The following is a 13,032-nucleotide window of genomic DNA, read 5'->3' as shown; positions in this document are numbered from 1 at the left end:
CCATTTTTCATCATGAAGGCATTGCATTTGTGGCGTGTAACGCAGTCTAATAACCGCCGCCAAGCATGGCTTGGTATTTTGTGCGTTCTTCGTCGGTTTTAGCGTTCTCCATTTTGTAGCGTACTTGATCGAGAGTCAGCGTTTCTGCTGGTTTTCCGGTTTTGAGTAAGCCCATTTCAGTGAGTGTCGGGGTTAGCGATTTTACTTGCTCATTCGCCTTGGCCTTATACACCGCTAGCGCCTTTTTTTCTTCCGGGGTATTGGCAGGGATTGGCCTGCCTGTTGATGGATCGATACCGGCAATAATCATTTTCGATGATTGGTACACGCCAAACATTTGATCCGCTGCAGTTTTTTCACCCTTTTTATCAAGACCATACTTCTGCAAAGCCAGCGCCGCCCCGCTGCGGCTGTTTTGGCCATTCTCTTGCATTTTAGATATGGTCAATTGTTGATCGCGGGTAAGCCCGTTTTGCTCGGCTTGGAATGCCTGTAAATCGCTTTGCAGTTTTAATTGCTGCTCACGCGTTAATTTATTCTCCCCCGCTTGGAATTGTTCACTAGCACGGCGCTGATTATCCGCATGGTCAAACCCCATTTGACTGAGTATTTTTTGATTTTCCATCCGGGCGTTTTCAATATCTTGCTGGCGAATATTGGCTAAATCATCATCTTCGCTTGCTTCGCGGTCCATTCGCCGCCGCCTTTCATTGCGCCTAACACGCCGTCGATAATGCCCATTACATTGCTCCTTGTGGCTCCGCTTGCGGGGCGCTATTAGCTGGTGCGGCGGCTGGACGTTGCGCTTCTTGCTGATTGAACTTTTTAAAGTATTTGGCAGCAGCAGCAGCAGCGAGTCGGCGATTTTGTACGCTATCTGCCTCTTTTAAAATTTTGTGTTGCATGCATAGCTCTAACAACATGTCTTTAATTAAAGCCAACGCTTCGGCTTGCTGAGGGGGTACTAATTTCATCCCCTCATTGGCCAATGTTTTTACGACGGATCGGGTGATTTGAGCCGCTGTCTCGCCGACTTCATCAATCACATCCCCTTCACCATCGCCAAAACGCCCTAATACCGCGTCTTTACCGGCCCCACTGAGCATCGAATTGGCTTCTTTTAAGACGGCATCGCCAAAGTCTGGCGCGGCGCTGGATGGCGCTGCTGATGGCTGTGCTGATGGCTGTGGTGTGGCGGTAGCGGTTGGCGTTGAGCCCGCCATTTGGCTGTCGATAATACCCATGATTAAACTCCAAACTTAGAACGGTTGGCGGCACCACCAGCAAAATCAGCTGGCAATGAATTGTATTTCTCACGCTCGGCGGCATCCATGCGCTGCTTTTCTCGCATTGCATCGATTTGAACCTTGACGCCTTTTTTGTTCGCTTGTGCCTGTAATAAGCTTGAGCCTGCCCCTGCCATCATCGAGCCGATCAAGCCTTGATTACGGGCGGCGGTTTGTTTATCGCCGTCGCCATTCCAAAACCCAGAAATCGCGCTAAAAATGGATTGACTCACATCACCGCCATTAGCCTCGTTCAGCGCCTTGCCAATGCCGCTCTCTGGATTAAACATCGTTGGCACATTTTGGCGGCTATCATAATCAGCGCCGGTATTTACAAAGCCATCCCAAGTAGAACTGCCTTGTGACGTATCGAATGTGGTGGCTGTATTGCCGCTGCTATCTACTGCGCCGCCATAGTTATCTAGCATTGAACCATCTAAAACGGGGTTAAAATCACTCATGCCATGTACTCCGAAGTATTGAGATATTTCATTGCTGGCTGCTCATAGCCTGCACGTTCTTGTGCCACACTCGGCGCTCGCGCTTGATTGACTGCCAGCGTAACCTTGCCGCCGACCGCCTGATTGTTTTGTGCGTTGCTGGCGGGGCTGGTTTTTGCGCCACCCTTGCTGGCGGCAGAGGCACGGCCCGCGATACTGCCAAAATTACCGCCCAAAAAACCACCGATTTGCGCGCCGGTTTTGCCGCCCAGCTCGCCACCCAGCTGCGCTGCTGCACGTCCAAACATTTGCCCGCCGATTAAACCCGCCACCCGCCCTGCAGCGCTGGCAGTATCGCCATTGGCCACATCATTGGCGGCAAATGCCCATTTCACCATCAGCCCAGCATTTTTAATGCTCGATAACGGTGCCAGTGAGCCCGCCATAGAGAGTCCATCGCCCACCGTGAGCGAGCTCACGCCATTACTGGCTACTTTTTGCGATAAATCGACCGCCCGACTAACCACCCCCAATACTGGACTGAATGCGCTAGCGGCTCCTTCGACTAATCCCAAAACCCTGGGGCTAATTTTAGAACCTAGCGCATCGTAAGGACCGAGCTGATTAAAGCCGGCTAAATCCCCATACTGATACCCCGAGGTGGCCAGCTCTGCGGCCGTCGAAGCATCACCAATCCCGAGCTCACGATTGGCGCTAATGATTGAACTTTGGAACTGATTGCGGTTTTCAGTCGATTTGCCGATGTAATTGGATATCGCTTGCGACACGCTGCCCGTTTCTCTACCTGCGGCCTCATCGCTTTGATTTTGGCTGTTGCCTCGGCCTGCCCCAGCTTCGCCGTCGCTGCCATAGCCTCGGGCCTCGCTGCCGCCGCGACCATCCCCGCCATTGGAATGACCGCCGCCCCCCATGCCACTACTATCGCCCACTCCCCGGACCACGGCCACGGCCCGCACCTGCTTCGCCTTCGGCCATTTAAACCCCCATCAAGGTACGCGGGTCGAGTTTTCCACCGCCTGCGTTGTTGGTTAGGGTTTGCCGTGCTTCGCCAAAATAGAGTGCGTTTAACGTGTTTTGCGCCTCTTTTTTTGCCTCTGGTGTGAGCTGACTACCTACAATTGACATCATCTGCGCGGTGTAATTAGTAAACGTATTTTGGCTAAAAGTTTGCTTGGCAATATCGAGCTTTTGCTGATCGATCAGATTGGTCGCGCCAAACTGTGCCGCTTGTTGTTGCAGTGTTTTAAGCTGTACGTCGCGATCTTGCGCCGCTTGCGCCGCTTGAAATGCCTGCTGATTTTTTTTGTACTTCTAGTTGCTGAAAGCGGTCTTTTTCGGACTGCGAAGATGTAAAGTTGTTTTGATTGCTTTGCACAGTAAGCTGCTGCAAGCGATCTTTTTCAGCCTGCGAGGCAGTAAAATTTTGCTGCCCAGCCAGTCGATCCGCTTCGGCTTTCAGTTGTTTATCCGCAATACTGGTTTGTTGCTCGCGATCCAGTGCCGCTTGCCCGCCACTAAAGACTTGATCTTTATCTTTGAGCGTCAGATTGCTATTCATTTGTGACTGAATAATGCCTTGCTGATTATTTGCATCGGCATTTTTAGCGCCCGAGTGTTGCTGCGACTTGCCCCATCGCATCCACCGCATTGGCTTGGCCAATGGTGGAATTAACCAGTCCTCGCGCATTGGCGATTTCCATTGCTTTACGCTTGGCTGATTCCATCAAAGGATTACCGGCATCCAGCGCATAAGCTGTTTGTTTTACATAGTCGCCACCACCCTGACCGACTGCTGCCACATTCCCGTTCGGGCTTGAAAAGGCGTTTTCTTTTGGCTTTTCAGTAAGGCTAAACATAAAAAAACTCCCGTTGTTTTAGGGAGTTTTGCAGAATTAAAGCTGTCAGCGCCGCCGTGTAACGCTCAACCTCAACGCGTCACCCGTAGCGCTATAAAACTGCGCCAAATTGCGCCATTGTAAAATGACTTAAATCAGCATCAGCAACGCTAGCGAGCCGCTGCAGCTCGGTAGCCTCCCACGCAAACGCCGCTTGAATATGCACGCGCACCGCTACCCGTAGCGATTCATAATCACCGGCGCTAAGCGGGTAAAAAACGCCATCGTCAAGCTTCCACTCGGGCGGCCAAATCCCAGAGCTTCTGCCATCATCGACCGCCATTTTTAACAAGGCCACTGCGTCGCGCTCGGTATTGACCGGTTTACCCTGCCAGATCGTACCGCCAGTTTCATATTGCCATCGGGTATCAGCAATCTTTGCCGCGATGTGTTCCCGCGTCACCACCGGCACAACATCAACCAGTACGCCGTCGATATAACGCTGACCGACCTTTGCCACCCCGGCGACTTTTTGCCGTCCAGCGTAAACCATCACCTCGAATACCTCGGGCGAGGTCTGGCCGACTTGTGTGACTTCGCCGGTGCTTAAATCATAAAAAAAGTAGTCCATACGCCCTCTATCGTCTAAACACCATTGCTATAGCTTCGGTTTTTGTGCCGCCGGCATAACACGAAATCGGGTAAGTTCCCACCGGAAAATCCACACCGGCAACAAAGTTGATCCCAGTACGAGTAGGGCCAGCACCATACACCGTGCATGATGTCGCTATCACTGTTGAGCCACCTGATCCGCCGCTGATGGTTGTCGATCCACTAACAAAAACAACGACTAAAGCCCCTGCTGGCACCTCAATCCATAGCTGGCCATTACTCGATGAATAAGCATTAGTAATACCCCTTGCAACGATATGATCAGCAGTGATAATGCCTGCTGTGACTGATGTTGCATGTACATTGCCGCGAATCGCCAAAGTGCCAGATGCTTGATCCCATTGCAGCCACTGCCCGGTATTGATATTCCCCATCAATAGACCTTCTGGGCCAAGGTAATAACCCCCTGCCGCCCATGCGTAGCCGGTATATGCACCCCCTTTAATTCTGCCTGCAGTAATATCACTAGCTGTAAATGTGCCGCCCTTCATATACAACATACCGTTGCTCACGTTGTATTCCAGCGACGCACCGGCGTAGTAATTACCCAGTAGCAAGCCATTCGGACCGACATACATATTTTGCGCGCCATTCACCGGCCAAACCCAGCCCGCACGAGCGCCGCCCAAAATCGCCCCAGCGGTCATGTGCAAATCGCCGGTTACATACAGCGTGCCGGTGTTGGCTGTGACTGCTTGCAAGTTAGTGACAGACAACGATTTAGCCGTCACTGAGCCATCGATTAATGCATTGCCGCGAATGCCGACGGTCGAAACGCCGTTGACCATGCCGACTTCAAACATCAGTTGGCCAGCGGCGGTATCGTTAGGTTTAGAGACACGGAATGCATCCGCCAAAATATCAAAACCGCTAGTGCTACCGTCGTTGTAAGCTTTGACACCGCTAACCCGTTTATTGGCATCGAGCGTGAGCGACCAACTAGCAAGCAATTTTCCAGAAATATTACTGGTGGCCGTCAGTGCGGTTGAGGCATTGGCTTCCACATTTTGCGCTAAGGTACTGCCAACCAATGTGCCAGATGGGGCACCGACGGTGGCGTTGTCGGCGGGTTTGCCCGCGCCATTAATACCTGACCATGTGGCGAATTTACCGGCTTCAATGGCTACGGCATTGAGTAAATCTTGGCGGCATACATATACCGCCTCAAATTGATCTCTAAAAGTTTGCCCAACAATGGTGGTTACGCTGGCAAGGTTGGCATCATTAATCCACGACGGTGGCACTGTAGTGCTGAGCGTATAAGCCGCATTGTTATTAAGGTAAGTGCCAAGCGCCTGCATGGCGGTGTTGTATGCGGTATTTTTGCTGGCTACAGCGGGATAAGTAACGGCATGCGTGTTAATACCGGCCTTTTCGCTAATGAGGATTTCCCATTCTTTGCGGGCAGCCTGTTTATCAATGGCTGTTAATTTATTATCAGCGGCAATGTCAGCCAGTGTGGCATTGGCCGTATTGGCGCTACTGATTGCTGAATTGGCACTGGTTTGCGCCGCATTGGCTGCATTTTGGGCGGCGGCGGCATTGGCGAGCGCATCACTGGCCTTGGTTTCGGTTTGCGCTAGGTTGGCTGATACCGTATTGACGCTACTTGATGACGCCTTACCAGCCACATCGGTAATCACGGTATTGAGTTGCGTTTGGCTCGCCCGAGTCGATAAGCCGGTGCTTGGATGATTGACGGCAGTTTCGAGGGTGGTGACTCGGCTAGCATCGGCTTTACCGGCGACGGTAGTAGATAGCGTGGTTAAGTCAGAGGCTTTGGCTTTGCTAGCGAGTCCGGTTGTTGGATTGTTGACGGTAGTTTCAAGGGCGGTGACGCGGCTGGCATCGGCTTTACCATCGACGGTGCTCGTTAGTGCGGTCAAATCAGAAGCAGCGGCTTTGCTGGCGAGCCCGGTGCTTGGGTGATTGACGGCAGTTTCGAGTGTGGTGACTCGGCTGGCGTCAGCTTTGCCAGCGACGGTACTGGTTAGGGCGGTTAAGTCTGATGCTTTGGCTTTTGATGCAAGGCCGGTTGTGGCGTTGTTGACGGTGCTCTCAAGGGCATCGACACGCGTTGCGGCGGCCTTGGTGGCGACATCGTTGCTTAGGGTGGTGACGCTGCTGGCGGATGCTTTAGTTGCGAGCCCGGTACTTGGGTGATTGACGGCAGTTTCGAGCGTGCTCACGCGACTAGCATCGGCTTTGCCGGTGACGGTATTCGATAGCGTCGTTAAGTCAGAAGCGGCGGCTTTTGATGCAAGGCCAGTTGTCGCGTGGTTAATCGCGGTTTCGAGCGTGCTCACGCGGCTGGCATCGGCCTTACCGGCAACGGTATTCGACAATGTGGTGACAGTCGATGCAGCGGCTTTGCTATCTAAGCCTGTCGTCGGATCGTTGATCTTCGTCGTCATGCTGGCCACGTCAGTGGCCATCGCCCGCTTACCGAGTTCTGTTTCTGCGGTGGCCATGCGGGTAATCATGCTTTCGTACTTGGTGCTCGTACCGTTGCCATCGATTCGAGCGCGTAGCGCGGTTAAATCAGAAGCGGTGGCTTTACCATCTGCGCTGGTTTGTGCTGCCGTGGCTTTTTGTGCTGCAGCATCAATAGCAGTTTTAATATCACCACCGGTATTCATCCGGGCTGATAGGGTGGTCATTTGCGATGCAAGGGCATCATCAGCACTGATACGCGCCTTGGTTTCGGTATCAATGGCCGCGGTACTGCCACCTGCAGAAGCCACGATATTATCAATCCGCTGAGATAATGCGCTATCTGCCGTTGTTCTGGCGGTGATTTCAGTGTTGATTTTAGATTCGTTGCTGTTGAGTTTAGCGTTGATGCTGGTATTGAGCGTGGCTTGAGCCGCTTCACGGGTTGCTAGCGCATTCATTTCAGTGGTAATGCGCGCATCAATGGCATCGTCACCCTGCTTGATCTTCGCTTCTACCGTCACCAAGTCGCTGGCTTGAGCGCGTTTTCCAATCTCGGTTTCAGCAGTCGATAGCCGCGTGACGACCGCTTCATAGCTGGTCGTTTTACCGTCGCCCTCAAGGCGTTTAACGATATTTTCAGCCAGCACTTTGGTGCCGTCATTCTCGATGCGTAAATAATCGGTTGCGGCCTTGGCTTCACCAAACCCATCGGCAATCAGGTCTAGCTTGGCATTCATTTCCTCGGCGCGAATCGTGGTTCCGGGTGTGAATGGATTGGTATGCTCAAAGTATTTGGTCATTTTTTGGCGCCGCGTAGAGAGAGCGTAAATTCAAATGACAGTACGCGCATGGGTAGTAGGTCGTTATGGCTGAGCATGATGGCAAACGATTCAGCGGTAGCGCTGGGGTAGGTTTCAACGCGGGCAGCTGGGTAGCTATCAAAAATTGAGCCATTCCATTGCGCCGAATCCCATAGCGCGCCGCCACTTGGCGCGGGTACGCTCATTGGTGTGCCGCTGCTTTCGTCAAAATCACAATCAACGCGCAACTGGTACGCCGATGCCTGACCAGAAAAAATCGCTGCGATTTTATGCAGCCGAAAAATCTTGCCTGACTTTGGGGTGATAAATCCGGTGCGAACTAAATTGTCGATCGCCGCGCCATCGGCGGAGTAGCCGCGATCTAGCTGATAGATAAATCCGCTGGACGTGCCGACAAACACGGCGCCATCAGGGCTGACCATGCCGCAATTAGCATTAAATGGATATGAGCGAATGCCGAAGTCAAAACTATCTGGCGTTTTGATCATGGAAAACATGCGCTTATCGTTAGCTTGGATTAAATACGCGCTGCGCGTGGGAGAGACTAAGCAAAACTTAACGCCAACCGTGGCCAGTGAGTTATTGATTTTTTTGGTGATGCTATCGGTAGCAAATTTGCCGTACTCTTGGGCGGCTTTAAAGTTAAAGCCTTGGGATTTATGGAAAAAGAATAAATCGCCCACCACGTCATGCACGGTATCAGCTTGTGCGCCGATTTGATCAGTAAAAGTGTCGAGCTGCCAATCTTGTTTACTGCTGCCAAACAAGGTATGAATTGATTTTTCAGTGGTGATAATCAAGCCACCCTTGAATAAACGGAATCCGGTAATCTCGGCGCCCAAACCAAACTCACTCGCGCCTGCTCCGTAGAGCGTTGGATCGCCAACCGTCGAATGCACAAAGCGGCCACCGGCAAACGATAAAAACAAATGGTTTTTAAAAAATGGCAATAAATTGCGGGTTGCCAGTGTGTAAATAAATAAACGTCGTGCCATCCCACGCAAACGCCTGATGGGTACCCGATACACCATACAGCGTGAGCGTGTTCGAGCCAGCGTAAAAGTTACCCACGGCAAAACGGTAATAACCATTGGGCGGCAACATGGTTTTGATCGCTTGCCAGCCGGTCGGCGTGCTGCGGTACATGGTACAAGAGCTATTGCCGATGACATTACGCACGGCGATGACTGCGCCGGCATAAAATCCCAAACCCAAAATCCGCCCTTCACCGGGTACGGTTTGAATTAAGGCGCGGCGTGCGGTGGCATCGCTGGGCTTACCGGCTCGGCTGGGTGCGGGCTGGCCGTCAAAGCGCTCAAAATCGCCAGTTTTGACAATCCCGCCTTGCGCTGCGGGCTCAAAATTACGGCATAGGCTTAAATCATTCGCAGCAATCCCCATGATGCCGACATCATCACGGTAGCCGCCATTGAGTAAAATCGGGGCAGAGTTTCTCAAACGAAGCACCCCCCGCGTACTTTCATGGGTACACCATAGCGCGCACTCATACTTGCCGCCGCTTGCTGTTCATTGATTTGCGCCATGCTATAAATGTCGGGCATAGATTCGGCGCTCGCAAATAGCATTAAAGCGCGCCAAACAATGCGAATCTGCAAATCATCGTCAATCATCGGTACGTCCGTATCGAGCGCGAGCGTTTGTAGTGGGGTGATAATATCGAGCTTGAGCGTGATCGGGCTGGTGGCGGCATTGTTAAACTGCACATAGCCAGATCGAGAGTCGGTACAAAAATACCGAGGCGCGGCGGCCATTGGCAGCAGTACATATTCGAGCCGGGCGCGTTGGCATAAGGGTGCGCCATTGAGCCAGATTCTTTTTACCTTGATCGCAGGGATCGCCGATAGGGCCAATTGGTTGACGCCAGCAGGAATGACGACATCGATAAACTGTTGGCGAAACGGCCATTCTCCGCCGCTTTTGATTTCATTTTGAATGAAATGCCACGCGTCAATCACCCAATTGACCATGTTTTTATGCAGTGGCGATAAAGTATCGGCGGCTGCAATGCTGGGGATTAATTGATTGGCCATCCCCGCTTCACGCTGTACGCGTTGTACCAACTGTAGAAAATTCATACTCACCTCACTTTGCGGTTATTTTCAAGCAGCAGATACAAAAAAGCCCCGTGTGTAACGGGGCATTTTGGTTAGCTCAGGCTGATTGATAAATCGTAAACGGAAAGCGCAGCACTTCGTCGTGATATTCTTCGTCTTTGCCGGTATCACGATTGCGGCGTTTCTTTTGCACCGGTGCTTTGCAGTTTTTTAAGAAGCTAACAAAGTGCTCTGGAATTTGGCCCGGACCATCACCGATTTGAATTTCGATATCGCGTTGAAATTGGCGTTGATCACCATTCACTGCCACGATGATATCGGCGTTATCTTCACCCACGGTTTGGAATGATACAAAGCGAGGCGCTGGCGGCGGGGCAATATATTCTTGTACTGCTTGAGCTGTTTGTGTTTCTTGTACTGCTTGAGTTTCTTGCGTGGTTTGCGTTTCTGTTGTCGCTGGTTCTTTATTCTTTGCCGTAGTCATGGAGTCACCCCTGTACGGAGGGGCGAACCCCTCCCAAACTTAATGATTAGTTAGATACACACACTTCAACGCGAGTCATCCATTCGTCATTCAAAATCAATGACGCAAAGTAACCCTTGCATGACACATAGCCACGTTGACCGGCTGGATCAGCAGCAGAAGGCGAGTTAACCGGAATGATTGAAGGCTTCACCGGTACTGTACCTTGGGCTTTATCACCTTTGAGCATGACCGTACCCACCGCGTCCTCACCCAAAATAAGCAGCTGATAAATATCCACCTTGCCGCCGGTGCTACGCATTGCTGCATTGACTGCATGCGCCGCGCTTTTCACGGGTTTGAACTCAGGCGACAAAATAAAGCGGATATTCTCAAACTTACCCACTTCACCTTCTTCGGCCTTCATGGCGCTTGAATATTTCTCAACTGGCGTGAACGCATCACCCAAGATGGTACGCAGCGACACTTCCATGTCGGTGTGGCCAAAAGCGTAGTACGCCTTACCTACTGGCGTGGTATCGATCAACGGACCGGCGGCAATTAACTTGCCAATTTGCTTGGCTTTATTCGATTTCAGCAACACGGTGGCACGGCGCAAAATCGAGGCTGACAATTCAGTTGTTACCGAAGTACGGTCCACGCCATTACCAAAAAACACCGATGCGCCACCCGTGGCGGTCATCCATGTTAATTGCTCAAAGGTTTGGCCAAAGGCCATGCCCAAACGCTCAACCAAAGGCGTTAATACTTCCCGTTTTGATAGATCAATCGCTTGATCGGTCACTTCGGCAATTCGCACGTACTGCGCTAAAGTGGCGTCTTTTGAGGTGAATGAAAACGCCTCAGTGGCAGGCGTAACGCCTTCGGTTGCCGCCGTGGTTGAAACCGAAAAGTTATTCGGGCGAGCAAGATTGACCTTTTTCGTCTCGCCTTTTGGAATCGTAATCGGCTTGCAATAGCGCTGCAGGCATGACACATAATCAGCAGCAGCCAGTAATTCTTTCACTACAAAACCATCGGTATTAAAACCGAGGGTTGGATAAGTTGCACCAGGCATAACTAATTCCCCTTAATAGGCGCGCTCAGCTCACACTTGAGCAAAGAACGCGTCCTCGACTGAGTTGAATGCTTCGCTGGTCGTTTTTCGCACAGGCTTTGCCGCCGACTTTGGTGAAACTGCATTGAGCAAACGCGATTGACGTTGCTGTGCGGTGTCGGCCACTCGATTGGCTTGTGGATTAACGGTGCTGCGAAACAGGCTAATGAGGGAAACAGCATCATCAGGAATGTTGGAACTACGCAGGGCTTGAATGCCGGGGGATTGACTACTAATCCACTCGACAAATTCAGGCGTTTGAACATCCTGCTGCCAGCCCGGTACACTCTCGTTAACGTACTCATGTGCAATGGCGCTAGCGCGTTGCTCGGCCAATGTCAGTTGTTGTTGATTGATATCGAGATGGGTCTGATGAAGCTGTTTTTGTGATGCGTGTTGCGCTGAAACGTAGGCGGCGATATTGGGCGCAAGGTCTACGTCATCCCCGAGCGATTGCAAGTCCGGCACTTGCTGCGCGAGAAGGGCGGCATTTTGCTTTTTCAATAGGTCTAGCTGGGCCAATGCCTCAGCGTTTTTACGTTTCAGTGCCGCCGTGCGACCTTTTTCCGACTTGATTTGGTGCTCAAGCTGTTCAGGCGTTAAACCTTGCGACGCTGCGTTGCTGTCTGTCGCGGCAGGTGCGGCGACGTCTGGCTCTTGGGCGTGCTCGGTGTGCGCTAAAGAGTCTTGAGACTGATCATCACCAGCGGCATTGGCGGCTGATGGATCGGTGATTTCCTGATTCGCTGCGCCCTCGACGGCATCGAAAAAAGAATCTTCAAGTGATTGTGGGTCTTGCACGGTGTCAGTCATGGATTCCCCTTGCGGCGTGTGCGGCATTGGTTAGTGCGGCGCGATATGCGCGGCTTCGGGGGAATAATGGGATTTATCGGGGCTAGATATGCTGCGTGTAACGTAACGCTGAGCTGAGGCTGACAGACAAGGCCAAACTCTGTGGCACAGGCGTAAAAAAAACCCGCACAAGGCGGGTTGGGTTGGTGTCTGAACTGACTGAATTAACCGATGATAGCTGTCGTGAGTAAAGCAATGCGCTGATCCAGCGTAGCGGCGTATTCTTTCATTGCGCAGTGTTGGACCACCAATAAGTCGCGCTGTGCGTCAGAGAGTGTCGGATAGACTGGACTGTTTTTGATAAACGCATCAAGGCCATCCATTTTGGCTTTTAGTTCATTGGCTTCCAGTTGCAAACGATCCATAAAGGTTTCGTTCATCTTTTGTTCAGCTTGATACAGCATTTGCTTGAGCAAATAGCCTTCTAGTAGCCAGATTTTATTAACGGCATTAGCGCGGGCAATCTTGCGGCCAATCTCGGCATCAAAGTTTTCCGGCGAGGCGCAGGCTGATTCGCCAGTAACAGTAAAGCCGTTATTCAGCGTTAATACGCAGAAGGTCAGTAAGCACAATGCGGTTGGATAAACACATGTATCACCGCTTGACCCGACTACGCCATCGGCTGCTGTGAAATAATTCTCGATCGAAATCACGCTTTCAATATGATCAGGGGTAATACGTGGGGCGGTTTTACCTTTGGCTTGAATTTCTTGCTCGATGGCGGTGTCTTGATTTTCTGGCATGAGGCTAATCCTAAAAGGTGAAGTAACGCCAAGATTATTGGTCGCCGCTTCACCTTCGAGGCTTTGTGTAACGCAAATCACTCTGCCAATTTACGCAGCTTTTCAATCATGGCTTGTTTTTCAGCATACCGCGCCTGCGTTCTGGCCAGCTCGGTTGGATTGGCTACGGGGTCAAGTAGTGCCAGTTTATTTAAACACAGTGATACTTCTTTAGTGAGTTCATCAATCAAGGGTTGTGGGTCGATATGGCGCATTATTGCATCCTTGTTGC

The 13,032-nt window shown here is 51.5% G+C and carries 17 protein-coding genes; all 17 read right to left on the bottom strand.

Translation table 11 applies throughout. The features are described from left to right. Positions 1 to 46: 46 nt before the first annotated feature. Positions 47 to 694 (bottom strand): hypothetical protein, encoded by a 648-nt coding sequence (locus GKO28_RS18755; protein WP_182077598.1) that lies wholly within the window; start codon positions 692 to 694, stop codon positions 47 to 49. A gap of 46 nt (positions 695 to 740) precedes the next feature. Then, complete coding sequence (locus GKO28_RS18750) at positions 741 to 1,244, bottom strand: hypothetical protein (RefSeq protein ID WP_182077597.1); 504 nt, start codon at positions 1,242 to 1,244, stop codon at positions 741 to 743. A 2-nt stretch (positions 1,245 to 1,246) separates the two neighbouring features. Then, positions 1,247 to 1,747, bottom strand: a complete 501-nt coding sequence (locus GKO28_RS18745) for a hypothetical protein (RefSeq protein ID WP_182077596.1) — start codon at positions 1,745 to 1,747, stop codon at positions 1,247 to 1,249. Next, on the bottom strand, positions 1,744 to 2,694 hold the full coding sequence (locus tag GKO28_RS18740) for a hypothetical protein (protein WP_182077595.1): 951 nt from the start codon (positions 2,692 to 2,694) through the stop codon (positions 1,744 to 1,746). Before GKO28_RS18740 ends, GKO28_RS18745 begins: the two co-directional genes overlap by 4 nt. 28 nt (positions 2,695 to 2,722) lie before the next feature. Then, positions 2,723 to 2,875, bottom strand: a complete 153-nt coding sequence (locus tag GKO28_RS18735; protein WP_203564339.1) for a hypothetical protein — start codon at positions 2,873 to 2,875, stop codon at positions 2,723 to 2,725. A gap of 115 nt (positions 2,876 to 2,990) precedes the next feature. Next, entirely contained in the window at positions 2,991 to 3,386 is a 396-nt protein-coding gene (locus GKO28_RS18730; protein WP_182077593.1) for a hypothetical protein, read from the bottom strand. Then, the gene (locus GKO28_RS18725; protein WP_182077592.1) at positions 3,349 to 3,603 is read right to left on the bottom strand and encodes a hypothetical protein; all 255 of its coding nucleotides are present in this window, start codon (positions 3,601 to 3,603) and stop codon (positions 3,349 to 3,351) included. The genes GKO28_RS18730 and GKO28_RS18725 overlap by 38 nt, the downstream gene beginning before the upstream one ends. A 91-nt stretch (positions 3,604 to 3,694) precedes the next feature. After that, on the bottom strand, positions 3,695 to 4,213 hold the full coding sequence (locus GKO28_RS18720) for a DUF4376 domain-containing protein (RefSeq protein WP_182077591.1): 519 nt from the start codon (positions 4,211 to 4,213) through the stop codon (positions 3,695 to 3,697). A 7-nt stretch (positions 4,214 to 4,220) separates the two neighbouring features. Continuing rightward, positions 4,221 to 7,490 carry a hypothetical protein gene (locus GKO28_RS18715; RefSeq protein ID WP_182077590.1) on the bottom strand — a complete coding sequence of 1,090 codons (3,270 nt, stop codon included), beginning with the start codon at positions 7,488 to 7,490 and terminating at the stop codon, positions 4,221 to 4,223. Then, positions 7,487 to 8,506 (bottom strand): hypothetical protein, encoded by a 1,020-nt coding sequence (locus GKO28_RS18710; RefSeq protein ID WP_182077589.1) that lies wholly within the window; start codon positions 8,504 to 8,506, stop codon positions 7,487 to 7,489. Before GKO28_RS18710 ends, GKO28_RS18715 begins: the two co-directional genes overlap by 4 nt. Then, complete coding sequence (locus tag GKO28_RS18705) at positions 8,448 to 8,969, bottom strand: hypothetical protein (RefSeq protein WP_182077588.1); 522 nt, start codon at positions 8,967 to 8,969, stop codon at positions 8,448 to 8,450. Before GKO28_RS18705 ends, GKO28_RS18710 begins: the two co-directional genes overlap by 59 nt. After that, positions 8,966 to 9,607 carry a hypothetical protein gene (locus GKO28_RS18700; RefSeq protein WP_182077587.1) on the bottom strand — a complete coding sequence of 214 codons (642 nt, stop codon included), beginning with the start codon at positions 9,605 to 9,607 and terminating at the stop codon, positions 8,966 to 8,968. The genes GKO28_RS18705 and GKO28_RS18700 overlap by 4 nt, the downstream gene beginning before the upstream one ends. Before the next feature lie 76 nt (positions 9,608 to 9,683). Next, on the bottom strand, positions 9,684 to 10,070 hold the full coding sequence (locus GKO28_RS18695; RefSeq protein ID WP_182077586.1) for a hypothetical protein: 387 nt from the start codon (positions 10,068 to 10,070) through the stop codon (positions 9,684 to 9,686). A 46-nt stretch (positions 10,071 to 10,116) separates the two neighbouring features. After that, entirely contained in the window at positions 10,117 to 11,127 is a 1,011-nt protein-coding gene (locus GKO28_RS18690; protein WP_182077585.1) for a N4-gp56 family major capsid protein, read from the bottom strand. Between the two features lie 30 nt (positions 11,128 to 11,157). Further along, positions 11,158 to 11,979: a hypothetical protein gene (locus tag GKO28_RS18685; protein ID WP_182077584.1), complete on the bottom strand. Its 822-nt coding sequence runs from the start codon at positions 11,977 to 11,979 to the stop codon at positions 11,158 to 11,160. Positions 11,980 to 12,182: 203 nt separating this feature from the next. Further along, positions 12,183 to 12,761 (bottom strand): Gp49 family protein, encoded by a 579-nt coding sequence (locus GKO28_RS18680; protein WP_182077583.1) that lies wholly within the window; start codon positions 12,759 to 12,761, stop codon positions 12,183 to 12,185. Between the two features lie 77 nt (positions 12,762 to 12,838). After that, positions 12,839 to 13,015: a hypothetical protein gene (locus GKO28_RS18675; RefSeq protein WP_182077582.1), complete on the bottom strand. Its 177-nt coding sequence runs from the start codon at positions 13,013 to 13,015 to the stop codon at positions 12,839 to 12,841. Positions 13,016 to 13,032 lie beyond the last annotated feature (17 nt).

The sequence above is a fragment of the Deefgea sp. CFH1-16 genome (assembly GCF_016881365.1).
Taxonomy (GTDB): domain Bacteria; phylum Pseudomonadota; class Gammaproteobacteria; order Burkholderiales; family Chitinibacteraceae; genus Deefgea.
The sequence above is the reverse complement of the archived record's forward strand: the minus strand, read 5'-3'. Positions and strand labels throughout refer to the sequence as shown.

What these genes read in the sequence shown, in the direction of transcription:
- GKO28_RS18755 (WP_182077598.1), bottom strand. Translation starts at nt 694, where the DNA reads ATGGACCGCGAAGCAAGCGAAGATGATGATTTAGCCAATATTCGCCAG.
- GKO28_RS18750 (WP_182077597.1), bottom strand. Translation starts at nt 1,244, where the DNA reads ATGGGTATTATCGACAGCCAAATGGCGGGCTCAACGCCAACCGCTACC.
- GKO28_RS18745 (WP_182077596.1), bottom strand. Translation starts at nt 1,747, where the DNA reads ATGAGTGATTTTAACCCCGTTTTAGATGGTTCAATGCTAGATAACTAT.
- GKO28_RS18735 (WP_203564339.1), bottom strand. Translation starts at nt 2,875, where the DNA reads ATGATGTCAATTGTAGGTAGTCAGCTCACACCAGAGGCAAAAAAAGAG.
- GKO28_RS18730 (WP_182077593.1), bottom strand. Translation starts at nt 3,386, where the DNA reads ATGCGATGGGGCAAGTCGCAGCAACACTCGGGCGCTAAAAATGCCGAT.
- GKO28_RS18725 (WP_182077592.1), bottom strand. Translation starts at nt 3,603, where the DNA reads ATGTTTAGCCTTACTGAAAAGCCAAAAGAAAACGCCTTTTCAAGCCCG.
- GKO28_RS18720 (WP_182077591.1), bottom strand. Translation starts at nt 4,213, where the DNA reads ATGGACTACTTTTTTTATGATTTAAGCACCGGCGAAGTCACACAAGTC.
- GKO28_RS18715 (WP_182077590.1), bottom strand. Translation starts at nt 7,490, where the DNA reads ATGACCAAATACTTTGAGCATACCAATCCATTCACACCCGGAACCACG.
- GKO28_RS18710 (WP_182077589.1), bottom strand. Translation starts at nt 8,506, where the DNA reads ATGGCACGACGTTTATTTATTTACACACTGGCAACCCGCAATTTATTG.
- GKO28_RS18700 (WP_182077587.1), bottom strand. Translation starts at nt 9,607, where the DNA reads ATGAATTTTCTACAGTTGGTACAACGCGTACAGCGTGAAGCGGGGATG.
- GKO28_RS18695 (WP_182077586.1), bottom strand. Translation starts at nt 10,070, where the DNA reads ATGACTACGGCAAAGAATAAAGAACCAGCGACAACAGAAACGCAAACC.
- GKO28_RS18690 (WP_182077585.1), bottom strand. Translation starts at nt 11,127, where the DNA reads ATGCCTGGTGCAACTTATCCAACCCTCGGTTTTAATACCGATGGTTTT.
- GKO28_RS18685 (WP_182077584.1), bottom strand. Translation starts at nt 11,979, where the DNA reads ATGACTGACACCGTGCAAGACCCACAATCACTTGAAGATTCTTTTTTC.
- GKO28_RS18680 (WP_182077583.1), bottom strand. Translation starts at nt 12,761, where the DNA reads ATGCCAGAAAATCAAGACACCGCCATCGAGCAAGAAATTCAAGCCAAA.
- GKO28_RS18675 (WP_182077582.1), bottom strand. Translation starts at nt 13,015, where the DNA reads ATGCGCCATATCGACCCACAACCCTTGATTGATGAACTCACTAAAGAA.